1 pseudogene is annotated in these 1,541 nt (G+C 73.7%); it reads left to right on the top strand.

Annotated features, from left to right (window positions below):
• Positions 1 to 1,541: pseudogene (locus tag ABZ885_RS40870) on the top strand (hypothetical protein); the annotation flags it as partial.

Genomic DNA, 1,541 nt, shown 5'->3' with positions numbered 1-1,541 from the left:
CAGCCGTGTGCTCTTGCGTTCTGCGACGACGATACCTGGGTCACCTCGCTCGCCACCGGTCTGGTCGAGGGCCGGCCGGTCGTGGTCAGCGGCGGCACCGACGGCATGTTGCGGGTGTGGGACCTCGCCGCCGGCGGCCGGGGTGGTGAGCTCCTCGCCCTGCACACCGGCACCGTGGGTGCCCTGGCGACGGCGGTGCTGGACGGCTGTCCCGTCGCGGTCACCGGACACGGATACGGAACCATCCGGAGGTGGGATCTGCTCACGGGACGGGAGTTCGGCACCGGGAGCGACCACGCCGGGGAGTCGCGCGTCGGCACGGACCCGGCGTCCGGCCACTCGCCGGCCACCGACGGCCACGGCGAAAGCGACGACGACGGCGATGACAGCGGGCTGCGCCGTTGCATCACCCTGGAAGTCAACGCGATGACGCACCTCCTGGCAACGGACCGGGAGTCCGCGTGCCCGCTGGCCATCAGCGCCAACGCCTACGACTCCTGCGTCTGGGACCTGGCCACCGGCGAGCTGGTGGGCGAGCCCGGCCCGGGGTTCGTGGACGCGGCGGCCTTGACGGTGCTCCAGGGCCGCACCGCCGCCCTCGTCGCATGCCGCGGCCGTGGGCCGGTCGAGGTGTGGGACCTCTCCGCCCTCCGGCACCGGCACCTGCCGTTGACCGGCCATGAGGGGACGGTGCGAGGAGTGGCGACGGCGGTGGTGGAGGGACGCCACCTCGCCGTCACCGGAGGTGACGACGGATCGGTCCGGGTCTGGGAGTTCGACGGCGCCAAGGAGGAGGGCAGCCGGCCGGCCGGTCATGTGGGGCCCGTGCACCAGGTCACCACGGCCGTCGTGGAGGGCCGTTCCGTCATCGTCACCGGAGGCCCGGACCGGCAGGTGCGGATCTGGGACCTCGACGGTGGGGGAGAGCCCGGGGAGCCCCTGGCTGGCCACACCGCCGCCGTGGACCTGGTGACGGTGGGCACGGTGGAGGGGCGGCCCACCCTCCTCACCCGTGACGGGAAGAAGACGGTGCGGATCTGGGACCTCACCACCCGGGAAGAGCTGCACGGACGGTTGACGGGGGAGTACGGCAGCGCGTCCATCGACTTCTTCGCGGAGGTGGACGGCCGCTTCGTCGCCGTGACCCGGGAAGGACGCGTCTGGGACCTCGCCGCGAGCCGGTGGATCGGAGTGCAGCCGCAGCACGGCGGCGCCCTGGCCCTGGAATCACTCGGAGGCCGCAACGTCATCCTGACCGGGCGCAGGACGGAAGCTGTCCATCTGTGGGACCTGGCCACGGGTGAGCGGATCGGTCCGCCCTTGGCGGGGTGCACCGGCGAGGTGCGGGCGGGGGCGGTGGGGACGCTGGACGGCCGCCCCGTCGTCGCCGCCGGAGGCGACGACGGGACCGTGCGGATGTGGGACGCCACCACGGGACAGCCGATCGGCGCCTACGCGTTCCCGTCCGGCATCCGTGCACTGGCGGTCGCTCCGGACGGGCGGCTGGTGGTCGGCTTCGGCGCGGACCTCGCGGTCCTGGC

This window comes from Kitasatospora sp. NPDC047058 (assembly GCF_040643935.1).
In the GTDB taxonomy this organism is placed as follows: domain Bacteria; phylum Actinomycetota; class Actinomycetes; order Streptomycetales; family Streptomycetaceae; genus Kitasatospora.
This window is presented reverse-complemented; position numbering and strand designations above follow the sequence as displayed.